Genomic DNA, 22,671 nt, shown 5'->3' on the forward strand with positions numbered 1-22,671 from the left:
CTCGCCGACCTGCCCGACAACCTAGTGCCGGCCACCAAACCCGACGCCGGGGCCCGGCGGGGGCGGGCAGGTCAACCGGGTAGCCGCCACGCTCGGATCTGCCCGCCATCCGTCAGGCAGTGCAGGACGCGGTCGGCGTGGTCGCACGGGCCGGACCAGCCGGGCAGCACGTGGGGCGCCCGCACCTCGCCGGTGGCCACCTCCAGCTCCCCCAGGAGCTGCCGGTTGCGGGGCAGCAGGCGGGTCACCAGCAACCGCTCCCCCCGCAGCTCGCCGACCGGCTGCCACCGGCCCAGCTCGGCGAGGACCCGGCCGGTCGCCGGATCGAGCAGGGCGTACTGCGGGCGGGCCCCCTCCAGGCCGCCGGCGAGCAACCGGTCGCCGACCAGGGTGAGTGGGGCCCATCCGTCGGCCGTCCAGCGCACCCGCCCGGTGGCCGGGTCGATCACCCGGGCCCTGCTCGGCTGGCCGAGGCAGACGGCGTCTCCGCAGTCGTTCGTGATCGGCGCCGTCGGGTCCAGCGGCGCCTCCCAGCGCGGCGCCCCGTCGTCCAGCCCGTACGCGGCGACCCGGTCCGGCTCTTCGACGACCAGCAGCAGGTCCCCGACCACCTGCGTCGACTCGTACCCGCCGGGCCGGGGCGGCGGGATCGTGAAGGCCGCTCGCCGCTCGCCGGTACCGGCGTCGTACACCTGGATCCGACCGGTGACGGCCACCAGGACGAACGCGTCGACCGTCCGGTCGTCGTAGCGGTACTGGACGGTGTCCGACCCGGAGGCCACCGACCAACGGAGCGCGCCGGAGTCCGGATCGACCCCGTGCACGGTCCCCGGGCCGGCAACACTCAGCAGCAGTCCACCGTCGCCGGTCGGCGTCGCCGTACCGGCCCGCCGCCAGCGCACCCGGCCGGCGGTGGGGTCGATCAGCAGGGTGGTCGGGCCCTCGTCGGACTCGACGGTCACCAGCACGTCGTCGCCGAGTCGTTCGAGCGCGGAGACCGGCGCGGCGTCCGGCAGCGGCAGTCGCCACCGGGGTCGCCCGTCGGTCACGTCCACCGCGATGAGCTGGGGCGGCCCGTCCGGCCCGGCGGCCCGCTCCCCGATGACGATGAGCAGGCCGGCGGCGACGAGGGCGCCCGGCTGGGACGTGGCCGGCACGGCGATCCGCACGGCCCGCGCCGGTGCGGGCGCCGCCGCGCCGAGGCTGAGCAGGGCGAGCAGGGCGAGCAGCGCGGCGCGTAGCTGACGACCGACGGGCGGGGGTGGAGGCGGCGGGTCCGGTTCGGTGTCGTGGCTCCGCTCGCCGAGGTCGATCACGGCCACCGTGGCAACCGCCAGATCCCGTACGCGTCGTCACCCCGCCGGCAGAGCAGCAGCGTCGGGGTGGCCTGGCAGTCGCCGACGACCCCGGTGACCACCTCGAGGGCGCGGGCCTCGCCGGCCGCCGGATCCAGGTCGGCGACGACCAGCCGACCCGTCCCGGCCGGGCGCAGCCCGATCAACCGGCCGTCGAACGGATACCAGCTGGCCAGCTGCCAGCTGCCCAGCTCGGCGACCGTGCGTCCGGTCGCGGTGTCGAGGATCGCGAGCGTCTCCCGGCCACCGGTGTGCGGTGCCATCACCAACATCCGGCCGTCCCGCTCGGTCAGCCGGCCGTTCCAGCGGTCGGCCCGCCACCGCACGTCCCCGGTGTCCCCGTCGAGCCCCCACATGCCGCTGGTCTGCCCGTATCCGCAGATCAGCGCGCCACAGGACTCGAAGTACGACACCAGCCCGGGCCGGGCCTCCCAGCGGCGGTCCAGCTCGTCCAGCCCGTACGCGGTGACCCGGGTGGCGTTCTCCCCGAACACCAGCAGCAGGTCGCCGACCGGCTGCGCCCGCTGGGGAGTGGGCAGCTCGCCGGGGCGGATGTTCGCCGCTCGCAGCCGCACGCCGCTACGGGGGTCCCAGACCTGCACCTCGCCGGGGGCGGGAGTGGCCACGATCCGGTCGATCCCGTCGGGGCCCCACCGCCAGCTGGCGTCCGGCGGTGTCGACAGCGACCAGCGGACCCGGCCGGTGGCCAGCTCGACGGAGCGGAACTCGGTGGACCGGTCGCCGCCGCCGTCGACCATGAGCAGACCCTCCCCCGACCTGAAGGCGACGCCCGGCAGCTCCCAGCGGCGTACCCCGGTGGTCAGGTCGAAGGCGGCGGTGCGCGCCGGCGCCTCCGCGGCCACGCCGCCGGTCACCAGCACCGTGTCGCCCACCACGGAGACCCCCTCGGCGGCGTTCGCCGTGGGCAGCGGGGCGCGCCACCGTGGCCTGAGCGGGCCGGTCCCGGCCGCCGGTACGACGTAGGCGACGAGCTGGCCGCCCCGGGCGGCCGGTGAGTCACCGCGCTCCAGCACGAAGAGCAGGTCACCGTGCAGTCTGGCCGACGTGGTGGGCCCGGCCGGCACGGTGAAGAGGCTGCGCCGCGGGGGTGCGGCGGCGCCGGCCATGGAGACGACGAGCAGCACGGCCAGCAGGGCGATCCGCAGGGGCCGGCCGGCGGCGCGGGGTGGCCGGCGGAGCGGCTCGGGTTCGGCGTCCGCGCGGATCTCACCGAGATCGATCGTCGCCACGTCCACCCCTCCCCCGGGACCGTTACGACCGGATCCCGGCGTCCCCCGCTCCGGTCACCGGCCGGCGGGTCCGATTCGTCGCCGCCTGTACGATGGCCCGTCGTGGCTGTGCCGGTGGTAGATCCCTCGCTGAACCCGACGTCCGCTCCCGTTGGGGCCGAGCCCGTCGTGGCCGAACCGACACGGCGGCCCCGCCGGCGACCGGGCCGGGCCGACCTGCTGGCCATCGGAGCCTATGTGCTGCTCGGCGTTTTCGTGTGCCTGAACTACTGGGTGGACGTGCAGCACCGGGTTTCCTCCCACCTGCCCACCGACCACAGCTGGTTCGAGTGGCTCTTCCAGCACGGCGCCCACTCGGTGCGGCACTTGGAGAACCCGCTGTTCAGCGCGCGGCAGAACGCGCCGGACGGGGTGAACATGATGGCCAACACCTCACTGCTGGGCATGACCATCCCGCTCGCCCCGGTGACCCTCCTCTTCGGACCGCAGGTGACGTACGCGCTCTACCTGGGTGGGGCGCTCGCCGCCACCGCGGCCACCTCGTACTGGGTGCTCTCGCGGCACCTGGTGCGCTCCCGCGGGGCGGCCTTCGTCGGCGGCGCCTTCCTCGGCTTCGCGCCGGGCATCGTGCACCACGCCAACGGGCAGCCCAACTTCGTCTCCAACTTCCTGCTGCCGCTGATCGTGGTCCGGGTCTTCGGCCTCGGGCAGCCGGGCCGGTGGCGGCGCGACGGGGTGGTGCTGGGCCTGCTGGTGGCGTACCAGATCTTCATCAACGAGGAGATGCTGCTGCTGACCGCGCTGGCCTGCCTGGTGGTGGTGCTGGCGTACGTGGCGCAGCGGCCCCGGGCGGCGCGGGCGCGGGCCGGGGGCTTCCTGGCCTCGCTGGGCCTCGGCGGCGGGCTGGCCCTGCTGCTCACCGGCTACCCGATCTGGTACCAGTTCAACGGCCCGCAGTCCTACCGGGGCCTGCAGGGCGGGGTGTTCCACAACTGGGGCGAGGACCTGATGGCCTTCGTCACCTTCGCCCGGGACACCGTGGCCGGCGACGAGGCGGTGGAGAAGACCATCGGCCTCACCGAGCAGAACACCTGGTTCGGCTGGCCGCTGGTGCTGGTCGCGCTGGCCGCCCTGGTGCTGCTCTGGCGCCGGTCGCTGGCGACCCGGATCGCCGGGGTGCTGGTGGTGGTCTTCACCGTCGCCTCGATCGGCCCGAAGGTGCGGGTCAACGGGGTGGAGACCGACACCGACGGCCCCTGGGCGTACATCCCGGACGACCTGCCGCTGGTCGAGATGATGATGCCGACCCGGTTGAGCCTGGTGGTGGTCGCGGCGGTCGGCGTCCTGCTCGCGCTGGCCTGGGACGCGGCGGCCGGGTACGGCCGCGCCACCGCCCCGGCGCCGCGCCGGCCGGCCGACGACGCCGCGAGCCGGCCCACCACGCCGGCGCCGGCCCGCCGGCGGTGGCTGCGCCCGGTGGGGTACGCGGCGATCACGCTCGCCGTGCTGCCGCTGTTCCCGCGTCCGCTGCCGGCGCAGCCGGTGGACCCGCCGCCGCGCTTCATCACCGCCGGCGGTTGGCGTCCGTACGTGCCGGACGGCCGCACCCTGGTGCCGGTGCCGATCCCCAGCAACGTGCACGGCCTGCCCACGCTGCGCTGGAGCGCCCTGACCGGGCACGAGTTCCCCGTGCCGGGCGGCTACTTCATCGGCCCGAACGAGAAGGGCGAGGGGGTCTTCGGCGCCCCGAACCGCCCTACCAGCACCCTGATCTACTCCAGCATGGACTCGGGCACGGTGCCGGCGCTGACCGAGGAGAACCGCCGTCAGGCGGTCGAGGACCTGCGCTTCTGGAAGGCGTCGGTGGTGGTGCTCGGCGCGCACCCGCGGGAGGCGGTGCTGCGGGAGCTGATGACCGGCCTGCTCGGCCCGGCGCAGCGGGTCGACGACGTCTGGCTCTGGGACGTCCGCCCGCTGGTCGGCTGAGCGGCTGAGCGGCTCCGGACGTCAGGCGGAGCGGGCGTCCAGCGACCGGACGTCCCACACCCAGACGTCCAGCTCCCGCCGGGCGGGGCCGACGAGCTGCTCCACGGTCCGGCGCAGCGGCTCGGCGTGGTGCTGGCGTACCGGCAGGACCAGCACCGCCGACCGCCAGTGCCGCAGCTCGTCGAGGCAGCGGCGGCGCTGCCGGTCGTTCAGCTTCGGCGTACGGCCGGTGGTGGCGACCTCGTCGAGCAGCTCACCGATGCCGCTGGGCCGGCCACCGAAGCGGCCCGGGTCACCGGTGGTGCCGTTGCGCGGGGCGAGGAAGTAGCCGCCGGGGATCTTGAAGTCGAGGTTGGTGGCGGCGGCCCAGCGCATCCCGTAGGTGTTGCCCATGCTCGGCACGGGGATCGGGACGAGGGTCTGGTCCGGACCCACGTACTCCCGCCAGCGCTCGGCGGTGATGAAGTCCGGCACCGGCGGCCGGGAGGTCACCTTCAGCGGCATCGGCACGATCGGCAGCAGGGCGATGACCAGGGCGGCCACGGTGACGGTACGGGCGTGCCGCCACTCGGCGCCGCGCAGCGTCCAGGCCCGCTGCACCGCCAGCGCCAGCAGCACGCCGATCACCACGGAGGTGATCAGGGCGAACCGGGTGGGCACCACCGCGTCGAGCAGCGGCAGCCGGACGAGCAGGTCCCACGGGCCGGTGAAGAGGTCCCGGTCCCACCAGGAGACCCGCTCGCCGAGGGAGAGCACGGCGAAGAAGGCGCCGGTCGCGGCGAGGGCCCGGACCAGGACGTCCCGACGCAGCCAGATCACGATGCCGACGGCGGTCAGCGCGAGGCTCCAGCCGAAGAAGGCGTTCTCCTCCGAGTAGTTCGGGGCGAGGTTGACGTTGGCCCGTTCGTTGCCGCCGAAGGTCGGCGAGCCCGGTGCGAAGAAGGCGGCGATGTCGTTGCCGTAGTCCCGGACCGTGGCGCTGAGCCCGTGGTACGCCATCGGCCCGGCGAACTGCACCCAGAGCGGGTACGCCAGCAGCGCCCCGGCCAGCAGCGCGCAGGCCGACAGGCCCTTCGCCAGCGGGCGCCACGCGGCCGACCACCGCGCCGGCCGCTGCACCAGCACCGCGGTGAGGAAGACGCCGCAGGCCAGCGCGGTGAAGAGCAGGATCTCCTCGTTGATGAACGCCTGGGTGGTGACCAGCAGGGCGAGCAGCACGCCGTCGCGTACCGGGCGGGTCGAGCGGGTGAGCACCATGACCCGCCAGACGATGAACGGCAGCAGGAACTGGGAGATGATGTTGGGGTGCCAGTTGGCGTGCGAGAGCATCGCCGGCGAGAACCCGCAGAACCAGCCGCCCACGGCGGCCGCCAGCCGCCTCCCCACCAGGTGCCGGGAGAGCACGTGGTACCAGCCCGCGGCGGTGCCGGCCAGGCCGAGGGTGACCAGCACCACGAAGGACACGGCGGGCCCGAAGATCAGGGTGACCGGCACCATCGGGATGCCCAGCGCCAGCACCGCCGTGTTCGCCATCAGGTTGACGCCGTCGGGGTAGTTGAACTGGTCGGTGTAGAACGGGAACTCGCCGTGCAGCACCACCCGCACCGAGTGGGCGAGGAAGAACTGCACCTGCGCCGGGTCGCTGCTGTAGAGCGAGGCGACCCGGCCGGCCGGGTCGACCCAGATCTGGCTGGTCACCCAGACGGCGGCGAACAGGAAGATCCCGTACACGGTGAGGTCCTTGCGCCGGGAGGTCCAGCGCCACCGCCGTGCCCACGCGGGCGCCGCGTCGCCGTCGCGCCGCGTCGCGGTCCGCCGCCCCTCGGGTACGACGTCCGGGGCCACGCCGACGGCGGGTACGGTCATCGGTTCCGGTGCGGCGACGTCCGCCACCGCCGTGGCGGTGCCCCGGCGCGCGCCGGCGGGAGCGTCGGGGTCCGGTGCGGATTCGCCACGGTGCTCGGCAGACGTCACAGTCGGCGGAGTCTACCGGAGCCGGAAAATCGCACGAAATCCCCCCGCTGTCCCTTGTGAGCCCGGTCGTCCCCGGGCCCCCGGGCGGCCGCGCCCGCGCCCCCGGGCGTTGCGTACCATGTGGGCTTCCGACAACGACGGTGACGGGATCGGGGGCGTACAGGTGGCTCGAGTCCGCCGGCGCGGCGTGAGGGCCATCGCGCTGCTCACCGCGGCGCTCCTGGTGACGGCGTGCGGTCCGGTCACCGAGCGCCGGTCGCCGGAGCTGCGGATGGGCTACGACAGCCTGGACGGCACCCTGCCGGTGTGGCCGCCGCGCGGCTCGCTCGCCGGCGACGCCGCCGCGACGAGGGCGGTGACCGAGGCGGTACGCGCCTGGCGGTCGCCGATCGACGACCGGGCCCACCTGCCGTCGTCCGGCATCCTCTGGTCCGGTGAGGTCGGCGGTGCCCCGCTGGCCCTGGTCGTCGCCGACGTGCCCGGCGAGAGCGCCTCCTGGCTGCTCCAGCTCAGCGGGTCCGGCGGCCGGTACCGGGTCGACCGGGCCACCGAGTACACCGATCCCGGCTATCTGGCGTACGCCGACGTCCTGCCGGTGCAGCTGCCCGACGGGCGCCGGTACCTGACCTCGGGGCGGGTGGAGCGGCTGCTCGGCCCGGACGGCCGGGCGCTGATGGTGACCGACGGGCTCAGCGCCCGGGCGGCGGTGCCGGCCTGCGCGGCGGTCCCGGTGACCGCGACGCTGCGGGCCACCGAGTCGCTGCCCCGGGGCCGGGCCGCGGACCGGCTGCTCGACCTCGGCACCGCCACCACCGACCCCCGGTACCCGCTGGTGCGGGACGAGACGGGCTCCGGGCGGCGGGCCCTGGACGGGCTGGACACCTGCGTGCTCGCCGACGAGCGGGGCCCGTTCGGCAGCATCCCGCGCCGGATCGGCGACCGGGACGCGCCCCGCTCGGTGCCCGAGTCGTGGCCGATGGAGAAGGTGACCGTCCGGGCGATCGGCGAGATGGCGCTGGGCGGCGGCGACGACCCAGGTGACCTGGAGCAGCTCAGCTGGGAGACCGACGCCGGGACGATGACCTCGGTGGTCTACCGCCCGGCCGGCGACGGCCCCCCGGTGGTCTCCCCCGCCGACCGGTCCAACCCCCTGCAGACGTACGTGCTGCCGGTGCCGGGGCAGCCGCTGGTGGTGCTGACCTGGCGGGGCAACCGGGACGCCACGCTCGCGGTGCCGCCAGGCACCCCCCGGCTGGTGGACCGCCCCGGCCTGGTGGTCGTGCCGATGCCGGCGGCGAAGCAGACCTTCAGCCTCGCCGGCGCCGAGAAGACCTACTACCGCTCCGTCGGCGGCCGCTGACGCCAGCCCGGCGCCCAACCCCGCAGTCAGGCAGGCCCCCGTGGCCAGGCCGGCTTCGCCGCCAGGCCGGCCCCGCAATCAGGCCGGCCCCGTGGCCGCGCTGGCTCCGTGGCCGCACCGGCTGGGGCGCGAGGCCGATGCTTGCCCCTCGGAGCTGACAGCGGCAGCGAGTCAGCGCGGACCCGGCGGCTGTCGACCCTCGCCCGCCGCCTGCACCGACCCGCACAGCCCTCCGGACCGGCCCCGCCCGCGCATCGCCCCGCCCGCCGCCTGCCCCGACCCGCACAGCGATCGCGACGCCCCACACTGTCCGCCCGCGCACCGCCCGCCCGCCACCTGCACCGCCCACAGCCGTCGCATCGCCCACACTGCCTCGCCCGCGCACCGCCGCAGAACTGGCCCGGCAAAAGAGTCCCGCCCCGCCCGCACTGCCCGCCCGCGCACCGTCCTGGAACCGGCTAGGCAAAGGATGTCCCCGCCCCGCCCTTTAGAGCTGATGACGCCAACGACTCGCACGTCGCCGGTTGCCGGTCGCCGATCACCCCCGCGCCTTCAAGATCGCGCTGCTTCCTGGAAGTAGCACGATCTTCACGCGTCGACGTCACCCGGACCCGCAGCGGGTCAGACCGAAACGGGCCACGCCAGGACGGGCACAGCCGGGACAGGCTCGGCCGGAGCGGGCGGAACCGGGGCGAGGCGGCCGAGGCGGGGCGGGAGGGCAGGCCCGACCCGGGGCGGGTGATTCGTTTGCGACATCAGCTCTAAAGGACGTGCAAAGCATTGCCGCCGGTGCAGGCGTGGGCGCAGGCCGGGATGCCAGCGGCAACAGGGCGGTGGACCGCGCCGGCGGCGCAAATCGTGGCCGTCACCGACGGCGGGCGTGACGTGGAGCGCGCGGGATCGCTCTCGTCGGGCCTCCTCGACGTCGCACCACCGGGCTTCCGCGGCGTCGAACCACAGAACTCCCGCGGCGTCGCGGCCACCGGTCCCTCCTCGGGCCGGACCACAGGGCCCTCCTCGAAGTCGGACCACAGGGTGTCCTCGCCATCGGTTGGCGCGGCGCTGACGGTGGGAGCGCCGTGTCCTCGCAGACGCCGACGGGCGGCCCCGGGGGAACCGGGACCGCCCGTCGGGCGCGGCGATCAGTTCTGGCTGGCCTCGCTGGCGGGCAGCCGGACCGGTTCCACCGGCTCGGCGTCCAGGCCGGAGATCCAGCCGGTGACGTCCCGGGCCACGTCCTGCGCGGTCAGCCCCAGGTCGGCGAGGATCTGCGCCCGGGTGCCGTGCGGGTGCCAGTCGGCGGGCACGCCGAGGTCACGCAGCGGAACCCGGACGTCGGCGTCCCGCATGGCCTGGCCGAGCGCGTCGCCGACGCCGCCGACCCGGACACCGTCCTCGACGCTGACCACGAGCCGGTGGCCGGCGGCCAGTTCGACCAGCTCGGCGGGGACCGGACGGACCCAGCGCGGGTCGACCACGGTGACGCCGTAGCCCTGCTCGGCGAGGCGGGCGGCGACCTCCATGCCCAGCTGGCCGAAGGAGCCGACCGCGACCAGCAGCACGTCGGTACGCGCCGACTCGGCCAGCACGTCGACGGTGCCGACGCGGCGGACCGCGGGCAGGTCGGCGGCGACGGTGCCGGTCGGGAAGCGGACGATGGTGGGACCGTCGTCGACGGCCAGCGCCTCGCGCAGCTCCTCGCGGAGGCTGCTGGCGTCCCGGGGCGCGGCGATCCGCAGGCCGGGCACCACCCCGAAGACCGACATGTCCCAGATGCCGTAGTGGCTCGGTCCGTCCGGGCCGGTGATGCCGGACCGGTCCAGCACGAACGTGACCGGCAGCTTGTGCATCGCCACGTCCAGCAGGACCTGGTCGAAGGCGCGGTTGAGGAAAGTCGCGTAGACCGCCACCACCGGGTGCAGCCCGCCCATCGCCAGGCCGGCGGCGGAGGTGGCGGCGTGCTGCTCGGCGATGCCGACGTCGTACACCCGCTCCGGGTACTTGCGGGCGAGCTTGGCGATGCCGGTGGGCTCGGCCATCGCAGCGGTGATGCCCACCACGTCGGGGCGCTCGTCGGCGATCGCCACCAGCTCGTCGGCGAAGACGTGGGTCCACTTCACCGACGGGGCGGCGACCAGCTGGCCGGTCTCGACGTCGAAGGCACCGCCCGGGCCGTGCAGGCAGTCCGCCTCGTCCTCCTCGGCGGGCCGGTAGCCGTAGCCCTTGCGGGTGACCGCGTGCACGATCACCGGGCCGCCGAAGTTCTTCGCGGCGCGCAGCGCCGACTCGACCGCGGCGATGTCGTGCCCGTCGACCGGGCCGACGTACTTGATGCCCAGGTCCTCGAACATCGCCTGCGGGGCGACCGCGTCCTTGATGCCCTTCTTGACGGCGTGCAGCACCTCGTACATCGGCTTGCCGACCAGCGGGGTGGAGCCGAGGGCCTCCTTGACGGTGTCGAGGACCTTCTCGTAGCCCGGGTTGAGCCGCAGGAAGGAGAGGTGGTCGGCGAGGCCGCCGATGGTCGGCGAGTACGACCGGCCGTTGTCGTTCACCACGATGACGAGGGGGTTGCCGGCGGTGGCGATGTTGTTCAGCGCCTCCCAGCACATGCCGCCGGTCAGCGCGCCGTCGCCGACCACTGCGACCACGCTGCGCTGCTCGCCGCGCAGGGCGTACGCCTTGGCCAGCCCGTCGGCGTACGACAGGGCGGTGGAGGCGTGCGAGTTCTCGATCAGGTCGTGCTCGCTCTCGGCCTGGCTGGGGTAGCCGGAGAGCCCACCGCGCTGGCGCAGCTTGTCGAAGCCGTCCTGTCGGCCGGTGAGGATCTTGTGCACGTACGCCTGGTGGCCGGTGTCGAACAGGAGCCGGTCCCGGGGGGAGTCGAAGACCCGGTGCATGGCCAGGGTCAGCTCCACCACACCGAGGTTGGGGCCGATGTGCCCGCCGGTGCGGGAGACCTTGGCGATCAGAAAGTCACGGATCTCGGCGGCGAGGATGTCCAGCTGCTCGACGGTCATCCGCTTCACGTCCTGCGGACCGTGCACCGTGCCCAGCAACCGACCGTGGTGGGCCGTGTCCGATTCAACACTCATGACGAGAGAGTCTATCGGCCGCCCGCGACACCGCAGCTCGGCCGTGGATCACTCCCAGCCGGTTCCCAGCCATCACCGCTGGACCAGCAGCCGCCGCGGCGCGGCGGGCGGAGTCGCCCCGTACGGCGGCCCGGAAGGGGTCCACGAGCCCAGCACGGCGGCCGTCCGGGCGCCGGTCACCGAGCAGATCGCCCCCGGCAGGCCGTGCCAGGAGAGCCAACCGAGCAGGGCGAAGGCGTACGCCTCCCGGGCCTGCGCCGGCACCCCCAGCTCGTCGGTGGTGCGCAGCCGCCAGCGGCCCGCGCCGAGGGCGGCCAGCCGGCCGAGCAGTGTGGGATTGCGCACTCCCCCACCGGCGGCGACCACCTCGGTGACCCGGTGCCGGTCGCACTCGGCGGCCACCGTCCGGGCGGTCAGCTCGGTCAGCGTGGCGAGCACGTCGTCCGGGGCCACCGGTTCCCCCACCGCGGCCAGCCGCTCGTCCAGGTAGCCGGCGTGGAAGAGCTCCTTGCCGGTCGACTTGGGCGGCGGCGCCGCGTAGTACGGCTCGGCCAGCAGCACGTCCAGCAGGCCGTCGTGCACCCGGCCGGCCGCCGCGCGGGCCCCGTCGAGGTCGCAGGGGCGACCCAGGAGGCGCCGGGCCGCCGCGTCCAGCAGCGCGTTGGCGGGGCCCACGTCGTACCCGAGGACCGGCGCGTCCGGGGCGACCACGGTGAGGTTGGCGATGCCGCCCAGGTTGAGCGCCGCCCGCGGCCCGCCGGCCGGGTCGAGCAGCAGCGCGTCGAAGGCCGGCACCAGCGGCGCGCCCTGCCCGCCGGCGGCCACGTCCGCCGCGCGCAGGTCCGACAGCACGGGTACGCCGACCCGGGCGGCCACCCGGGCCGGCGCGCCGAGCTGGAGGGTGCCCCGGGTGACGCCGGCCTCGACCCAGTGGAAGACGGTCTGGCCGGGCGAGACCACCAGGTCGGCGTGCCCGCCGGCCAGCTCGACCCCGAGCGCGGCGGCGTCGGCGAAGACCTCGCCGAGGGCGTTGTCCAGCCGGCAGACCGCCGCGATGGTGGTGGCCGCCGGGGGCAGCAGCGCCGCGATCTCCGCCCGCAGCGCCTCGTCGTAGCCCAGTTCCCGGTGCCCCAGCGGCCGCATCCGCAGCGCGTCGCCGTCGGCGGTGAACTCGGCGGCGACCACGTCCACCCCGTCGTACGAGGTTCCCGACATCAACCCGACGATCTTCATCGGGTCAGGCTAGTCACCGCGCCGGCGGCAGGAGCAACCCGACCAGCTCGACGTGCTGGGTCATCGGGAACAGGTCGAAGCCGCGCAGTGCGGCCAGCCGCCAGCCGAGCCCGGTGAAGGTGCGCACGTCCCGGGCGAAGGCGGCCGGGTCGCACGCCACGTACGCGACCGCGCGCGGCCCGGCGGCGGCCACGTCCCGGACGACCGGGGCGCCGGCTCCGGAGCGCGGCGGGTCGAGCACCACCAGGTCGACCGGGCCGGTGACCCGGCGGCGGGCCAGCGCGGTCTCCACCCGGGCGGCCACCACCTCGACCCGGGGCAGGTCGGCCAGGTTCTCCCGGGCGGCGGCGACGCCCTGCGCGGAGGACTCGACCAGGGTGATCCGGGCGTCCGGGCCGACCCGGCCGGCGAGCGCGGCGGCGAAGAGCCCGGCCCCGCCGTACAGGTCCCAGGCGGATTCGCCGGGGCGCGGGGCGAGCAGGTCGAGGACCGCCCCGACCAGGGTGTCGGCGGCGGCCGGGTGGACCTGCCAGAAGCCGCCGGCGGGCAGGGTCCAGTCCCGTCCGGCGGCGCGCTCGCGGACCGTCTCCGGGCCCTCGACCGGCGTGGCGACCCCCTCGGTGACGGTGGCGACGGTGACGTCCCCGCCGGTGGAGGCGACCGTCTCGACCGCCTCGGCGTCCGGCCAGCGCGCGCCCGACGGGGTGAGCACCGGCAGCTGCTGGATCGTCGGGTGGGCGATGAGGCAGCGCTCGATCGGCACCACCTCGTGCGAGCGGTGCTTGAGCAGCCCGGCCCGGCCGGCGGCGTCGATCGCGTACCGGACCCGGGAGCGCCAGCCGAGCGCCCCGCCGGGCAGCGCCGCGACGGTGACGCCGAGGGCGTCGACCTCCGCGCCGGTGAGGCCACCGAGGCGGGTGAGCTGCTCGCGGACGACCGTGCTCTTCCACTCCAGCTGGGCGGCGCGGGTGACGTGCTGGAGGTCGCAGCCGCCGCAGCGGCCCGGCTTCGCGTACGGGCAGGGCTGCTCCACCCGGTCCGGCGAGGCCGTCAGGATCTCGACGGCGTCGGCGCGCGCGAAGCCCTTGTGCAGTTCGGTCACCTCGGCGATCACCCGCTCGCCGGGCAGCGCGTGCCGGACGAAGACCACCTGGCCGTCCACCCGGGCCACGCAGTGCCCGCCGGGGGCGACCGCGTCGACGGTCAACTCGACCCGTTCGGCCTCCTCCAGCCCGTCCCGCCGGGCCGGTTCGCGCTCGGCGGTCACGGGCGGTCACCGCCGATCGGGCCGGTCTCGCCGGGCGGCCCGGAGTCCACCGGTGGGACGCGCGGCGGCAGGGTGGAGCGCGGCGCCACCCGCGGCCCCCGGGCGGGGGTGCGGCTCAGGGTGGCGTCGAGCCGGTCCAGGTTCTTGCTGGCGGTGGAGGCGAGTTGCCAGGGCACGCTGGTGACCATAACGCCCGGCTCGAAGAGCAGCCGGCCCTTGAGCCGAAGCGCGCTCTGGTTGTGCAGCAGGTTCTCCCACCAGCGGCCCACGACGTACTCCGGGATGAAGACGGTGACCACGTCGCGGGGCGACTCCCGGCGGGTGGAGGCGACGAAGTTCAGGATCGGGCGGGTGATCTCCCGGTACGGCGAGTCGACGACGGTCAGCGGGACGGGCAGCTCGCGGCGCTCCCACTCGGCCTGCAACTGTCGGGTGTCCTTCTCGTCGACGTTGACGGTCACCGCGGTGAGGGTGTCGGGCCGGGTGGCCCGGGCGTACGCGATGGCCCGCAGGGTCGGCTGGTGCAGCTTGCTGACCAGCACGATGGCGTGGTTGCGGGCGGGCAGCACGGGCCGGCCCTCGTCCGGGGTCAGCTCGACGGCGACCCGGTCGTAGTGCCGACGGATGGCGAGCATCACCAGGTAGATCACCCCCATCGCGGCGATCGCGATCCAGGCGCCGAGCAGGAACTTGGTGAGCAGCACGATGACCAGCACGGCGCCGGTCATCGCCATGCCGAAGGCGTTGATCGCCCGGGACCGGGTCATCCGCCGTCGGGTCTCCGGGTTCCGCTCGTTGCGCAGGCGCCGGTTCCAGTGCCGGATCATGCCGGCCTGGGAGAGGGTGAACGAGACGAACACCCCGACGATGTAGAGCTGGATCAGGCGGGTCACCTCGGCCTGGAAGCCGACGATCAGCACGATCGCGAAGACGGCCAGGAAGACGATGCCGTTGGAGAAGGCCAGCCGGTCGCCCCGGGTGTGGAACTGTCGGGGCAGATAGCGGTCCTGGGCGAGGATCGACCCGAGCACCGGGAAGCCGTTGAACGCGGTGTTCGCGGCGAGGAAGAGGATCAGCGCGGTCGCCCCGGCGACCACGTAGAGCAGCAGCGAGCCCGAGCCGAAGACGGTCTCGCCGAGCTGGGTGGTGACGGTCTTCTGCACGTAGCCCTCGGGGCCGGCGAGGATCTGCAGCTCCGGGTCCTCGACGAACTGCAGGCCGGTCAGCTTGGCCAGCCAGATGATGCCGACCAGCATGGTCACCGCGATGGTGCCGAGCAGCAGCAGGGTGGTGGCGGCGTTGCGGCTCTTCGGCGCCTTGAACGCCGGGACGCCGTTGGAGATGGCCTCCACACCGGTGAGCGCGGCGCAGCCGGAGGAGAACGTGCGCAACAACAGGAAGACCAGGGCGAGACCGGTCACGGAGTGCTCGGCCTGGATCTCCAGGCCGGCGCTGGGCGCCCGCAGGTCGTCGCCGAGCACGAAGATCCGGACCAGCCCGGTGAGGATCATCCCGACCATCACGATGATGAAGCCGTAGGTGGGGATCGCGAAGGCGGTGCCCGACTCGCGGAGACCACGCAGGTTCATCGCGGTCAGCAGCGCCACCGCGACGACCGCGATGAGCACCTTGTGGGCGGCCACGAAGGGCACCACCGAGCCCAGGTTCGCCACCCCGGAGGAGACCGACACCGCCACGGTGAGCACGTAGTCGACCATCAGCGCGCTGCCCACGGCCAGGCCCGCCCGCGGCCCGAGGTTGACGGTGGCCACCTCGTAGTCGCCGCCGCCCGACGGGTAGGCGTGCACGTTCTGCCGGTAGCTGGCCACCACGGTGAGCATCACCACGACGACCGCGAGGGCGATCCACGGGGAGAAGAGGTACGCCGACGCCCCGGCGATGGAGAGGGTCAGCAGGATCTCGTCGGGGGCGTACGCGACGCTGGAGAGGGCGTCGGAGGCGAAGACCGGCAGGGCGACACGCTTCGGCAGGAGGGTGTGCTGGAGCCGGTCGGACCGGAACGGTCGACCGACGAGGAGTCGCTTCAGCAGCGAGGTGGGACTGGCCACAAGCGCTAAGGGTACGACCACCCGGGGCGGACCGTCGGGGGTGCCTGATCAACCGGTGCCGCGCCCCCGGGGTACCGTCGGTCCCCCGCCGGAGCACCGGACGTGGCAGGCTCGCAGACGACAGGCCCGCGTCGACGGGGCACCTTGGGAGGGACACCGTGCATGTCGTGATCATGGGCTGCGGTCGGGTCGGCTCGACGCTGGCCCACAGCCTGGAGTCCCGGGGGCACTCGGTGGCCGTGATCGACCAGGACGCCGACGCGTTCCGCCGCCTCGGCCCCGACTTCGCCGGCGTCACCGTCACCGGGGCCGGCTTCGACGGCGAGGTGCTCCGCCAGGCCGGCATCGAGCGGGCGGACGCCTTCGCGGCGGTCTCCAGCGGCGACAACTCCAACATCATCTCGGCTCGGCTGGCCCGCGAGACGTTCGGCGTCTCCCGGGTCGCCGCCCGGATCTACGACCAGCGCCGGGCCCAGGTCTACGAGCGGCTCGGCATCCCCACCGTGGCCACTGTCCGCTGGACGGCCGACCGGATGCTGCGGCACCTGGTCCCCGAGGGCAACGTGGAGATCTTCCGCGACCCGACCAGCACCGTCTCGATCGTCGAGGTGCCGGTGCACAAGGAGTGGATCGGCCGGCCGCTGCGCCAGTTGGAGGCGGCGACCGGGGCCCGGGTCGCGTACCTCACCCGCTTCGGCATCGGCACCCTGCCCATCGCGTCCACCGTGGTGCAGGAGGGCGACCAGCTCTACGTGCTGGTCACCGACGACATCGCCGCCTCGGTCACCGAGGTGGCCGCGGCACCGCCCGAAGGAGGGCACTGAGCATGCGGATCGCCATCGCCGGCGCCGGCAACGTGGGCCGCTCGATCGCCCAGGAGCTGATCGACAACGGCCACCAGGTGATGCTGATCGAGCGCCAGCCCCGGATGCTGCGCCCGGACCGGGTGCCCGCCGCCGACTGGGTGCTCGCCGACGCCTGCGAGCTGACCAGCCTGGAGGAGGCGAACGTCGCCGGCTGCGACGTGGTGGTCGCGGCGACCGGTGACGACAAGGTCAACCTGGTGGTGTCGCTGCTGGCCAAGACCGAGTTCGCGGTGCCCCGGGTGGTCGCCCGGGTCAACCGGGCCGAGAACGAGTGGCTCTTCACCGAGCAGTGGGGCGTCGACGTGGCGGTCAGCAAGCCGCGGGTGATGGCCGCCCTGGTGGAGGAGGCGGTCACCGTCGGCGACCTGGTCCGGCTGATGACCTTCCGACAGGGCGAGGCGAACCTGGTGGAGATCACCCTGCCGCCGACCGCCCCGTACGTCGGCCAGCCGATCCACGCGGTGCCGATCCCCCGGGACGCCGCCCTGGTCGCCATCCTGCGCGGCAAGCGGGTGCTGGTGCCCAGCCCGGACGACCCGATCGAGGCCGGCGACGAGCTGATCTTCGTGTGCACCGCCGAGGTGGAGGACGACGTCCGGGCGGTCATCCTCGGCCCGGACAGCGTCGAGCGGACCCGCGGCCAGCGGTGAGTCGGGCCGGGCGGCTCAGGCCCCCGGCAGCGGCCGCGGCGCCGTCTCCCGGGTCACCCGGCGCACGGTCCAGACGGTGATCAGCAGGAGCAGCGCGTACGGCGGGTAGCCCAGCGCCAGCCGGGCGATGCCCAGCAGGGTGTCCTGGTGGGCCAGGTAGAGCCCGGCCTGCACGCCCACCTTGGCCAGCCAGACCACCCCCCAGAGCACGGTGAGCTGGGTGAAGGTGCGCACCAGGCGGGGGTCGTCCCGCCACTCGGCGCGACCCTTGGCGACCAGCACCGACCAGATCCAGCCGACCAGGGGCTGGCGGATCGCCGCCGAGATGAGCAGCGCCACGCCGTAGCCGATGCCGTAGAGGATGCCGGGAAGGTAGAAGTCCCGCTCGTCCCCGGTCCGCCAGGCGATCGCCGCGCCGATGGCGACGCCGAAGAGCCCGTTGACCGCGTGTCGCACCGGCCGGCGCTGGGCCAGCCGGACGACGGCGATCAGCAGCGCCACGCCCACCGAGGCGATCACGGCGGGCCGCAGCTCGCCGACGACGTTGGCGAGGACGAAGACGACCACCGGGATGCTGGACTCGACCAGCCCGCGCCAGCCGCCGAGCTGCTCGGCCATCTGCTCGGCCATGGTGGGCAGCCGCTCGTCGCCCTCCGGCCCGATCTCCGGCTCGGTGGCCCGGTGCTGTCCGGTGGTCACTTCGGCGACTCCAGCTCGTAGTACGGGTTGTAGATCACCTTGCGGTCGTCCCGGACCGCGACGCGGCCCCGCGCGATCAGGTGCCGCCCGGGTTCGATGCCGGCGATGTGCCGCCGGCCCAACCAGACCAATGTGACCACGTCGCTGCCGTCGTAGAGGTCCGCCTCCAGGGTCGGCAGGTTGGTCCGCGGGGTGTAGCAGACCGTGCGGAGCCGGCCGGAGACCGACACCACCTGCCCGCGCATGCACTGCTGGGCGGGCACCCCGCCGGACTCGGCGCTCTCCCGGCGCAGCTCCTGCGCCTCGATCTCGGCCTCGCTGGCGGTGAGCCGTCGCAGGATGCGCCGCAGCGACACCCGGCCCTCGTCGGTCGTCATGACCTCCGCGTCACCCTCTCCCCGCTGGCCGGTCCACGCCGGCGCTGGCCCGGCCCCGGAGCACCGGGACCGTTCCGCCAGCGTACGCCGATGCGGCGCGGCGGCGGTCCCGGCGTCGGCCCGGCCGGCGGTGGCGGCGCACCGGGGCGTACCCCCGCAGGGTCGCGGTGCCGGCCGGAGCGACCGGCCCGGCCTGGCGCGGCCTGGTACGGCACCGGGCCCGGCACCTGTCGTGGACGGTGCCGGGCCCGGTGCGCTACGTCCTGGTCCCGCTCAGGCCTCGCGCGGGGCCGGCGCCGGAGCGCCGCCGGCCTGCTCGGCCTGATCGGCGACCTCGCGGGGCAGCCGCAGCGGCAACGGCTCACGGACCGGCTTGGCCTCCTGCCCCCGGTCCACCACCAGGCCGTCCATGCACTGCCGGAGCGGTCCGGCGGCGGCCGGGTCGGTCGCCGCGGCGCCCTGGTAGACCCCGCGGACCATCCAGCGCGGCCCGTCGACGCCGACGAAGCGCAGGTCGGTGATGCCGTCCTGGGTCCGCACCCGGGCGTGCAGCTCGGTGCCGTACTCGCCCTGGGTCTCCTGGGCGGCGGCGCCGTCGGCGAAGAGTGACTGCCGGATCTCCTCGCGCACCTCGTCCCAGATGCCCTCGGAGCGGGGCGCGGCGAAGACGCCGAGCTGGAGCGCGTTCTCCCCGTGCACCAGTACGACCTGCTGGATCACGCCCTGCTGGTCGGCCTGCACCCGCACCTCGACCTCGGGCACCGCCGGGATGTGCAGGCTGCCCAGGTCGAGCCGCTGCACGTCGTCCGGCGCCTCGGAGATGTCGTAGGGACCACGCGACGGAGCCGTCGGGGTCTCCTCGGCGTCGTAGGAGTCGAGGAGCTCGGTGGCCCGCTCGTCATGGGCGTGCCGCCCGCCACCGGCCCGCTTTCGACTGAAGATCACTGCGTCCACCCTCCGCTGTTCGCACTCACCCTGCCACCTCTTCCGTCCGTCCGCCCGCCCGGTCCGGGTCTCCCCGGCCGGCGGGGTCCGCCGGCGGCGGCACGAGCCCGGCGTGTCCGCCGGTGGACCCGTGCCCCCCGGCGCCGCGCCGGGAGTCGGGCAGCTCCGCCACCGGCCGGAAATCGGCCCGCTCCACCCGCTGCACAACGAGCTGCGCGATCCGATCGCCACGGGAGATCTTCGCCGGAGTGATCCGATCATGGTTGATCAGGTTGACCAGGATCTCACCCCGGTAGCCGGCGTCGACCGTACCGGGCGCGTTGAGCACCGTCACGCCGAGCCTGGCGGCCAGGCCGGAGCGCGGGTGCACCAGGCCGACGTACCCCTCCGGCAGGGCCAGCGCGACCCCGGTGGGGACCAGGGCCCGGCCGCCGGGGGGCAGCTCGACGTCCGCGGCGGCCACCAGGTCGGCGCCGGCGTCGCCGGGATGGGCGTACGCGGGCAGTGGCAGCTCCGGGTCGAGCTGCCGCACGGGCACGGGTACGACGTGGGTCACGGTCTCCCTCTTCCGTCGGCGTTCGCGGGGTGACCCTGCCATCCTGCCGGGTCGACCGGCCGCCGTGCGCCGTACCCTGGCAGGAGTGAGCGCGTCGCCTTCCCCGTCGTCGCCGGCCCCGCGCACCGCGGCGGCCGCGGAGTACTCCGAGCGGCTCGGCCTGCCCTGGTGGTTCTGGCTGGCCGGGCTCGCCCTGTCCGGGCTGCTCGCCGCCGAGGTGTGGATGGGCGCGCCGGGGGTGCGTGCCTGGCTGCCCTTCGTGGTGCTGCCCCCGGCGACGGCGGCGGCCCTGTGGTGGCTGGGCCGGGTCCGGGTCGCGGTCCGCGACGGTGAGCTGCAGGTGGACGACGCCCGGCTCCCCGTCCGGTTCGTCGCCGACGTCGTGCCGCTGGACGCGGCCGGCCGCCGTGAGGTGCTCGGGGTCGGGTCGGACCCGCTCGCCTTCGTGGTGCAGCGGCCGTGGATCGGCGGCGCGGTGCAGGTGGTGCTGGACGATCCGGCGGATCCGACCCCGTTCTGGGTGGTGAGCACCCGCCACCCGGTCGCGCTGGCCGAGGCGGTCCTGGCGGCCCGGGACGCGGCCTGAGTCCGTCGTTCAGGGCCGGGCCGGACGGCCTCCGGGCAGCGTGGCGCCCTGCTTGCGCAGATCGCGCCGGAGCTGCTCGGCCAGCGCCAGGGTCGAGCGCCGGTTGAGGTAGCTGGCCACCGCGGCGCCGGTCAGGAACGGGCCGAGGGTGGTGAGGTTGCGGCCGAACCGCTTGAGCAGGGTGTCGCGCAGCTCCTTGCGGGCGGCGGTGCCGAGCACCGCGCTGACGCCCACCCCGGGCGTCATCGGGTTGATTCCCCGCTGACTGGCCCAGGACTGCACCAGGGCGACCGCCCGCTGGGTGCCCCCGGTGGGCAGCGGGACGCCGTGGACCTCGTGCAGCTCGCCGATCAGCTTCAGCTCGACCGCCACCACCGCGACGGTCTCGGCGGCCAGCAGCACGGGCGCCGAGAGCAGGGTGGGGGTGGCGACCCACTCGACCGCGGCGACTCCCCCGCCGGCCGCGCCCACCCCGGCGGTGGCCCGGGCGGCGTTGCGGACCAGCCGCTGCGCGATGGCCTCGTCGTCGAGCCCCGGGAAGTGCCGGCGCAGGGTGGCGAGGTCGCGGACCGGCACGTGCGGGGCGACGTCGGCGACCGCGTCGGTCATCCAGCGCAGCGCGGCCTTCGGTTTGAACAGGTCGGCCAGCCCGCGCGCCCGGGCCTGCCCCACCAGCCGGGTGAGCAGTTGGCGGCGTTCGGCCGGTGCGATGTCGTCGGCGGTCAGCGCCGCCACGGTGGCGCCCAGCTCCTCCCGGGCGTGGTCGTCCGGGTCAGCCGTCGGCGCGGCGTGCGGGACGCCCGGCTGCGGGTGGATCGTGGCGTCCGGCGGGCCGGTCGGATCCGACCCGCTGCCGGAGCGCGTCGCGTCCGTGCCGGATCCGCCGCTCCGCTCGCGACGCTCGTTCATCCGTCCGACCTCCCGATGTCCTCCGTCGGCATGGTGACTGCCCGTTTCGAGTCAAGCAGTAACCCACCGCCGGCGCACGGCAGCTCGGACAGCGGCGGCCCCGTCGAGGAGGCCGCCGCCGGTGTGTGGTGTCAGGATCAGACGCACTCGCGGCAGATCAGGTCGCCGTTGCGCTCGACCGCCAACTGGCTGCGGTGGTGTACGAGGAAGCAGCGGCCGCACCGGAACTCGTCCTGCTGCATCGGGAGGACCTTGACGGTCAGCTCCTCATCGGCCAGGTCGGCACCGGGCAGCTCGAAGCTCTCGGCCACCTCGGCCTCGTCGACGTCCACGGCGCCCGACTGTGAGTCGACCCGCCGGGCCTTGAGCTCTTCCAGGCTGTCCTCGCCGAGGTCGACCTCGTCGCGACGCGGAGCGTCGTAGTCGGTGGCCATCGGTCTCACTCTCCAATATCGATATTGTCGCTTCCGGTTGTAACGCCGGGCGACGCTGTTTCGGTTCCCACTGGCCGGCCACCGTTTGTGTCGGTCACCCGACCCGACGGCCGTTCGGGCCGGGCCGCCAGGGGGCACTACCCAGCGAGCGCGGAACCTTACCCCCTTCGAGCGAGGCATGTATACCGCCCTCGCGGCTGGGATGTACGCCCACGCACCCTGAGTTGTTCCCAATGTGACTCAGGCGACACGAAGATAGGGGTAGTAGTACCCGCTTCCCCGGTGGCGCGCCGGCATGTCGGACTGTTTCCACGCGACGGTCGGACAACCGCTAACCTCAGCGGCGTACTCGACGGCCGGCGGGGCGGCCCGACCGCTGGCGCCCGCCACCACCCACCACTGTCCGGGGAGCGCCCAGATGAGTTTTGCGCGAGTGCGAGCACTCGTTGTCGTCGGTCTGCTGGCGGTCGTCGCCCTGGTCTTCGTCGTCGTGGCCATGGTCAAGGACACACAGGGCGAGGCGGGCATGGCCGGAGGCTGTCCCGAGGGCTGGCCGCTCGCCGACGTCACACTCCGCGAGCCCAAGGACGTCAGGATCAACGTGCTGAACGGCACCGGCGAGCCGGGCCGGGCCGGCACCGTCGCCGACGACTTCCGCAACCGCAAGTTCCAGGTCAAGAAGATCGGCAACGACCCCAAGGGCTTCGAGGGGATCGCGGTGCTGCGGTACGGCCCGAAGGGCGTGGGCTCCGCGCACCTGCTGCGGGCCTACTTCCTCAACAACGCCAAGACGGCGTACGAGGCCGACCGGAAGGACGACACGGTCGACGTGGTGCTCGGCAACGGCTTCCAGCAGCTCGCCACCACCACCGAGGTCAACCAGTCCCTCGGTGACCTGGGCGCCCCGGCGGCCCCGGCCGGCTCCTGCCCGATGCCGGTGGAGAACTGACCGGATCACGTTCCAGGTGCCGCCGACAGGGCGGTGTCCCCGTCCGGGACACCGCCCTGTCGCCGTCTTCGCGGATCATCGCGTCGCCGTCTTCCGGGGTCCTCGCCCCGG

At 74.4% G+C, this 22,671-nt stretch carries 19 protein-coding genes; 6 read left to right on the plus strand and 13 right to left on the minus strand.

What is annotated here, in order from left to right; translation table 11 throughout:
• Nucleotides 1-71: 71 nt before the first annotated feature.
• Entirely contained in the window at nt 72-1,322 is a 1,251-nt protein-coding gene (locus tag AC5L3Z_RS18425) for an outer membrane protein assembly factor BamB family protein (RefSeq protein ID WP_494843591.1), read from the minus strand.
• Complete coding sequence (locus tag AC5L3Z_RS18430; RefSeq protein WP_494843593.1) at nt 1,313-2,605, minus strand: hypothetical protein; 1,293 nt, start codon at nt 2,603-2,605, stop codon at nt 1,313-1,315. Before AC5L3Z_RS18430 ends, AC5L3Z_RS18425 begins: the two co-directional genes overlap by 10 nt.
• Nucleotides 2,606-2,719: 114 nt before the next feature.
• Here AC5L3Z_RS18430 and AC5L3Z_RS18435 point away from each other — a divergent pair, with 114 nt between their 5' ends.
• Nucleotides 2,720-4,591 carry a hypothetical protein gene (locus AC5L3Z_RS18435; RefSeq protein WP_494843731.1) on the plus strand — a complete coding sequence of 624 codons (1,872 nt, stop codon included), beginning with the start codon at nt 2,720-2,722 and terminating at the stop codon, nt 4,589-4,591.
• A 21-nt stretch (nt 4,592-4,612) separates the two neighbouring features.
• Here the strand turns inward: AC5L3Z_RS18435 and AC5L3Z_RS18440 are convergent, their stop codons facing one another.
• Nucleotides 4,613-6,457, minus strand: a complete 1,845-nt coding sequence (locus tag AC5L3Z_RS18440) for a glycosyltransferase family protein (RefSeq protein WP_494843732.1) — start codon at nt 6,455-6,457, stop codon at nt 4,613-4,615.
• Nucleotides 6,458-6,728: 271 nt separating this feature from the next.
• Between AC5L3Z_RS18440 and AC5L3Z_RS18445 the strand changes: the two genes are divergently transcribed.
• On the plus strand, nt 6,729-7,925 hold the full coding sequence (locus AC5L3Z_RS18445) for a hypothetical protein (RefSeq protein WP_494843595.1): 1,197 nt from the start codon (nt 6,729-6,731) through the stop codon (nt 7,923-7,925).
• Nucleotides 7,926-9,067: 1,142 nt separating this feature from the next.
• Here the strand turns inward: AC5L3Z_RS18445 and dxs are convergent.
• The 4 genes from dxs to AC5L3Z_RS18465 form a co-directional block, all read right to left on the minus strand.
• Nucleotides 9,068-11,020, minus strand: a complete 1,953-nt coding sequence (dxs, locus tag AC5L3Z_RS18450) for a 1-deoxy-D-xylulose-5-phosphate synthase (RefSeq protein WP_494843597.1) — start codon at nt 11,018-11,020, stop codon at nt 9,068-9,070.
• 72 nt (nt 11,021-11,092) lie between these two features.
• Complete coding sequence (locus AC5L3Z_RS18455; protein ID WP_494843599.1) at nt 11,093-12,253, minus strand: anhydro-N-acetylmuramic acid kinase; 1,161 nt, start codon at nt 12,251-12,253, stop codon at nt 11,093-11,095.
• A 13-nt stretch (nt 12,254-12,266) separates the two neighbouring features.
• Nucleotides 12,267-13,520: a class I SAM-dependent RNA methyltransferase gene (locus tag AC5L3Z_RS18460; RefSeq protein WP_494843601.1), complete on the minus strand. Its 1,254-nt coding sequence runs from the start codon at nt 13,518-13,520 to the stop codon at nt 12,267-12,269.
• Complete coding sequence (locus AC5L3Z_RS18465; protein WP_494843603.1) at nt 13,517-15,589, minus strand: APC family permease; 2,073 nt, start codon at nt 15,587-15,589, stop codon at nt 13,517-13,519. Before AC5L3Z_RS18465 ends, AC5L3Z_RS18460 begins: the two co-directional genes overlap by 4 nt.
• 158 nt (nt 15,590-15,747) lie before the next feature.
• Here AC5L3Z_RS18465 and AC5L3Z_RS18470 point away from each other — a divergent pair, with 158 nt between their 5' ends.
• Nucleotides 15,748-16,413: a potassium channel family protein gene (locus tag AC5L3Z_RS18470; RefSeq protein WP_494843605.1), complete on the plus strand. Its 666-nt coding sequence runs from the start codon at nt 15,748-15,750 to the stop codon at nt 16,411-16,413.
• A 2-nt stretch (nt 16,414-16,415) separates the two neighbouring features.
• Nucleotides 16,416-17,105: a potassium channel family protein gene (locus AC5L3Z_RS18475; protein ID WP_334526987.1), complete on the plus strand. Its 690-nt coding sequence runs from the start codon at nt 16,416-16,418 to the stop codon at nt 17,103-17,105.
• A 15-nt stretch (nt 17,106-17,120) separates the two neighbouring features.
• Here the strand turns inward: AC5L3Z_RS18475 and AC5L3Z_RS18480 are convergent, their stop codons facing one another.
• The 4 genes from AC5L3Z_RS18480 to dut all read right to left on the minus strand — a co-directional run bounded on the left by AC5L3Z_RS18480 (nt 17,121) and on the right by dut (nt 19,724).
• The gene (locus AC5L3Z_RS18480) at nt 17,121-17,804 is read right to left on the minus strand and encodes a DUF3159 domain-containing protein (RefSeq protein WP_494843607.1); all 684 of its coding nucleotides are present in this window, start codon (nt 17,802-17,804) and stop codon (nt 17,121-17,123) included.
• Nucleotides 17,801-18,181, minus strand: a complete 381-nt coding sequence (locus AC5L3Z_RS18485) for an OB-fold nucleic acid binding domain-containing protein (RefSeq protein ID WP_334526992.1) — start codon at nt 18,179-18,181, stop codon at nt 17,801-17,803. Before AC5L3Z_RS18485 ends, AC5L3Z_RS18480 begins: the two co-directional genes overlap by 4 nt.
• 273 nt (nt 18,182-18,454) lie before the next feature.
• Nucleotides 18,455-19,126 (minus strand): DUF3710 domain-containing protein, encoded by a 672-nt coding sequence (locus AC5L3Z_RS18490; RefSeq protein ID WP_494843609.1) that lies wholly within the window; start codon nt 19,124-19,126, stop codon nt 18,455-18,457.
• A 25-nt stretch (nt 19,127-19,151) separates the two neighbouring features.
• The gene (dut, locus tag AC5L3Z_RS18495) at nt 19,152-19,724 is read right to left on the minus strand and encodes a dUTP diphosphatase (RefSeq protein WP_494843611.1); all 573 of its coding nucleotides are present in this window, start codon (nt 19,722-19,724) and stop codon (nt 19,152-19,154) included.
• A gap of 43 nt (nt 19,725-19,767) precedes the next feature.
• Here dut and AC5L3Z_RS18500 point away from each other — a divergent pair, with 43 nt between their 5' ends.
• Nucleotides 19,768-20,268: a DUF3093 domain-containing protein gene (locus AC5L3Z_RS18500; protein ID WP_494843613.1), complete on the plus strand. Its 501-nt coding sequence runs from the start codon at nt 19,768-19,770 to the stop codon at nt 20,266-20,268.
• A 9-nt stretch (nt 20,269-20,277) separates the two neighbouring features.
• Here the strand turns inward: AC5L3Z_RS18500 and AC5L3Z_RS18505 are convergent, their stop codons facing one another.
• Both AC5L3Z_RS18505 and AC5L3Z_RS18510 read right to left on the minus strand, forming a co-directional pair.
• Nucleotides 20,278-21,177: a hypothetical protein gene (locus AC5L3Z_RS18505; RefSeq protein ID WP_494843615.1), complete on the minus strand. Its 900-nt coding sequence runs from the start codon at nt 21,175-21,177 to the stop codon at nt 20,278-20,280.
• Between the two features lie 137 nt (nt 21,178-21,314).
• Nucleotides 21,315-21,611, minus strand: coding sequence for a DUF4193 domain-containing protein (locus AC5L3Z_RS18510; RefSeq protein WP_067315205.1), 297 nt, complete (start codon nt 21,609-21,611; stop codon nt 21,315-21,317).
• 433 nt (nt 21,612-22,044) lie between these two features.
• Between AC5L3Z_RS18510 and AC5L3Z_RS18515 the strand changes: the two genes are divergently transcribed.
• Nucleotides 22,045-22,560 (plus strand): LytR C-terminal domain-containing protein, encoded by a 516-nt coding sequence (locus AC5L3Z_RS18515; protein WP_494843733.1) that lies wholly within the window; start codon nt 22,045-22,047, stop codon nt 22,558-22,560.
• The last annotated feature ends 111 nt before the right edge of the window (nt 22,561-22,671 follow it).

The organism is Micromonospora sp. LZ37, assembly GCF_059359015.1.